The organism is Streptomyces sp. SM1, from assembly GCF_002910825.1.
Lineage (GTDB): Bacteria > Actinomycetota > Actinomycetes > Streptomycetales > Streptomycetaceae > Streptomyces > Streptomyces okerensis.
Window position 1 is genome coordinate 1 of sequence record NZ_NEUB01000526.1, and the last position, 3875, is coordinate 3875.

Below are 3875 nucleotides of genomic sequence, written 5' to 3' on the forward strand. Positions count from 1 at the left end.
CCAGATGCCCGATCACCCGCGCCGGGCCGAGCACCGCTCCGCCCTGACTGCCGAGCGACTTGGACAGCGTCACCGTGACGACGACGTCCTCGGCTCCCGCGATGCCCGCCGCGTGCGGGGCGCCGCGGCCGCCGTCACCGAGCACGCCGAGACCGTGCGCGTCGTCGAGGACCAGGCCCGCGCCGTACTCCCGGCACACCTCGGCCAGTTCCCGAAGCGGGGCGGCGTCGCCGTCCACCGAGAAGACGGTGTCGGACACGATCACGGCGGGTCCGTCGTGCCCGTCCAGCGCCTTGCGCACGGCCTCGGGGTCACGGTGCGCCGCGACCCGCGTGGTGCCGCGGGCCAGCCGGCAGCCGTCGATCAGGGAGGCGTGGTTGCCCGCGTCGGAGACGATGGCGCAGCCGTGCGGGGCCAGGGCGGTGACGGCGGCCAGATTGGCGGCGTAGCCGGAGGAGAAGACCAGGGCCGCCTCGAAGCCGCAGAACCCTGCCAGCTCGCGTTCCAGCTCGGCGTGCAGCTCCGTGGTGCCGGTGACGAGCCGGGAACCGGTCGAGCCGCCGCCCCAGGTCCGCGCGGCCCGCGCGGCGCCCTCGGTGACCTCGGGATGCCGGGCCAGTCCCAGGTAGTCGTTGCTCGCCAGATCGAGCAGCGGCGTGACGGCGGCCCGGGGACGCAGGGTGCGTACGAGTCCGGCACGGCGGCGCTGTTCCGCCTGCTCGTCGATCCAGCCGAACACCATGGCTCCTCCGGGCTTTTTGTAGGCAGTGCACAGACAGTAGCCGGGGGGCCGGGCGGGCGGCTGTGTGGCAATACCCACACGCCCGAGCGCCTCTGTTGTACGAACGCTCCTTGGCCCGAGCGGGTCGGGTAGGACAGGATCGGCTCTCATGGACCTGCTGAACACGCTGGTGGACAAGGGGCTTCGGCGCGAGACGCCGACCCGCGCGGAAGCACTGGCCGTCCTCGCGACGTCCGACGACGACCTGCTCGATGTGGTGGCCGCGGCCGGGAAGGTGCGGCGGCACTGGTTCGGCCGGCGGGTGAAACTGAACTATCTCGTCAACCTCAAGTCCGGTCTCTGCCCGGAGGACTGCTCCTACTGTTCCCAGCGGCTCGGCTCCAGGGCCGACATCCTCAAGTACACCTGGCTCAAGCCGGACCAGGCGTCCCGGGCGGCCGCCGCCGGGCTCTCGGGCGGCGCCAAGCGGGTGTGCCTGGTGGCCAGCGGCCGCGGCCCCACCGACCGGGACGTGGACCGCGTCTCCGACACCATCAAGGCCATCAAGGAGCAGAACGAGGGCGTCGAGGTGTGCGCCTGCCTGGGGCTGCTCTCCGACGGCCAGGCGGAGCGGCTGCGCGAGGCGGGCGCGGACGCCTACAACCACAACCTCAACACCTCCGAGGCGACGTACGGGGACATCACGACCACCCACACGTACGCCGACCGGGTGGACACGGTACGGAAGGCGCACGCGGCGGGTCTGTCGGCCTGCTCGGGTCTGATCGCGGGCATGGGCGAGAGCGACGAGGACCTGGTCGACGTGGTCTTCTCGCTGCGCGAACTGGACCCGGACTCGGTGCCGGTCAACTTCCTGATCCCGATGGAGGGCACCCCGCTCGCCAAGGAGTGGCACCTGACCCCCCGGCGCTGCCTGCGCGTCCTGGCGATGGTGCGGTTCGTGTGCCCCGATGCCGAGGTGCGGATCGCCGGCGGCCGTGAGGTGCACCTGCGCACGATGCAGCCGCTCGCGCTGCACCTGGCCAACTCGATCTTCCTCGGCGACTACCTCACCAGCGAGGGGCAGGCCGGCCGGGCGGACCTGGAGATGATCGCGGACGCCGGCTTCGAGGTGGAGGAGACCGGCCGGGTGACCCTGCCGGAGCACCGCGCGGGCGGCGGCTGCGGGTCGCACGAGGGCGCCGGTACGTGCGGGACGGCAACCGCGGACTCCTGCGGCGGTGCGCCCGAGGAGCCTCGTACGGACCTGGTCGCGGTCCGCCGCAGGGGCGCCGGAACGGATCTCGCGCCCAATGCCTGAGCGGTCCGTCGCCGAACTGCTGGAGCTCGACCGGCGGCATGTCTGGCACCCCTACGGGCCGATGCCGGGCCGCCAGGAACCGCTCGTCGTGGAGTCGGCGAGCGGGGTGCGGCTGAGGCTCGCCGACGGCTCGGGGGAACTGGTCGACGGCATGGCGTCCTGGTGGTCGGCGATCCACGGCTACAACCACCCGGTGCTCAACGAGGCCGCGCGCGGGCAACTGGACCGGATGAGCCATGTGATGTTCGGCGGGCTCACGCACGAGCCCGCCGTGCGGCTGGCGGAACTCCTTGTCGACATGTCGCCGGAGGGTCTGGAGCATGTGTTCCTCGCCGACTCCGGGTCGGTGTCGGTCGAGGTCGCGGTGAAGATGTGCCTGCAGTACTGGCGTTCGCTGGGCCGCCCGGAGAAGCGGCGGCTGCTGACCTGGCGCGGCGGCTACCACGGCGACACCTGGCAGCCGATGTCGGTGTGCGACCCCGAGGGCGGGATGCACGAACTGTGGAGCGGGGTGCTGCCCCGTCAGGTGTTCGCCGCCGCCCCGCCCACGGGGTACGAGGAGTCGTACGCCGCCCACCTGCGGGAGACGGTCGAACGGCACGCCGGTGAACTGGCCGCGGTGATCGTGGAGCCGGTGGTGCAGGGCGCGGGCGGGATGCGGTTCCACTCCCCCGCGTATCTGCGGGTGCTGCGCGAGGTGTGCGACGCGCACGACGTACTACTGGTGTTCGACGAGATCGCGACCGGGTTCGGCCGTACGGGGGCGCTGTTCGCGGCGGATCACGCGGCGGTGACGCCGGATGTGATGTGCGTGGGCAAGGCGCTGACCGGCGGCTATATGACCATGGCGGCGACGCTGTGCACCGCGCGGGTGGCCGAGGGCATCTCGCGCGGTGAGGTGCCGGTGCTGGCGCACGGTCCGACGTTCATGGCCAACCCCCTGGCGGCGGCCGTGGCCTGCGCCTCCATCGGGCTGCTGCTCGGGCAGGACTGGCTCGGGGAGGTCAGGCGGATCGAGACGGGCCTGCGGGAAGGGCTGGCGCCGGCGGCCGGGCTGCCCGGTGTGCGGGACGTCCGGGTGCTCGGGGCCATCGGCGTCGTCCAGCTCGACCACCCCGTCGACATGGCGGCGGCCACCCGGGCGGCGGTGCGTGAGGGCGTGTGGCTGCGCCCGTTCCGCGACCTGATCTACACGATGCCCCCGTACGTCACGGGCGACGCGGACGTGGCACGCGTCGCCCGCGCGGTGTGCGCGGCGGCGAAGGAGGGATGACATGCCGGTGATGGTGATCACGGGCACCGGCACCGAGGTCGGCAAGACCGTGGTGACGGCAGCGGTCGCCGCGACGGCGCTGGCGGCGGGCCGGTCGGTCGCCGTGCTCAAGGCGGCACAGACCGGCGTGCGCCCGGACGAGTCCGGGGACGCCGAGGAGGTCGCGCGGCTGGCCGGTGCCGTGACGACGGCCGAACTCGCCCGGTATCCGGATCCGTTGGCGCCGGCCACGGCGGCCCGTCGGGCCGGCCGGGCACCCGTGCATCCGCACGAGGTCGCCGAGCGGGCCGCCAAGCTGGCCACCGAACACGATCTGGTGCTGGTGGAGGGGGCGGGCGGGCTGCTCGTACGGTTCGACGCGGCGGGCGGCACCCTCGCGGACGCGGCGGCCCTGCTGTCCGCACCGGTGCTGGTGGTGGCGCCGGCGGGGCTCGGCACCCTGAACGCCACGGAGCTGACGGCGCGGGAACTGCGCCGGCGGGGGCTCGACCTGGCCGGTGTGGTGATCGGCAGCTGGCCCGACGGGCCCGACCTGGCGGCGCGCTGCAATCTGCTGGACC

At 73.3% G+C, this 3875-nt stretch carries 4 protein-coding genes; 3 read left to right on the top strand and 1 reads right to left on the bottom strand.

Features of this window, described 5'->3' with window-relative positions:
- Positions 1 to 742, bottom strand: a 742-nt coding sequence (locus B9S61_RS12825; protein WP_103542367.1) for an aminotransferase class I/II-fold pyridoxal phosphate-dependent enzyme, incomplete at its 3' end; no start/stop codon positions are given.
- Between the two features lie 148 nt (positions 743 to 890).
- Between B9S61_RS12825 and bioB the strand changes: the two genes are divergently transcribed.
- The 3 genes from bioB to bioD all read left to right on the top strand — a co-directional run.
- Entirely contained in the window at positions 891 to 2042 is a 1152-nt protein-coding gene (gene bioB / locus B9S61_RS12830; RefSeq protein ID WP_103542368.1) for a biotin synthase BioB, read from the top strand.
- On the top strand, positions 2035 to 3315 hold the full coding sequence (locus B9S61_RS12835; protein ID WP_103542369.1) for an adenosylmethionine--8-amino-7-oxononanoate transaminase: 1281 nt from the start codon (positions 2035 to 2037) through the stop codon (positions 3313 to 3315). The genes bioB and B9S61_RS12835 overlap by 8 nt, the downstream gene beginning before the upstream one ends.
- 1 nt (position 3316) lies before the next feature.
- Positions 3317 to 3875: dethiobiotin synthase (gene bioD, locus B9S61_RS12840; RefSeq protein ID WP_103542370.1), on the top strand; the 559-nt coding region annotated here is incomplete at its 3' end.

Bases quoted from the DNA above. Each gene is read 5' to 3' on its own strand.
- B9S61_RS12835 (WP_103542369.1), top strand. From the start codon at position 2,035: ATGCCTGAGCGGTCCGTCGCCGAACTGCTGGAGCTCGACCGGCGGCAT.
- bioB (WP_103542368.1), top strand. From the start codon at position 891: ATGGACCTGCTGAACACGCTGGTGGACAAGGGGCTTCGGCGCGAGACG.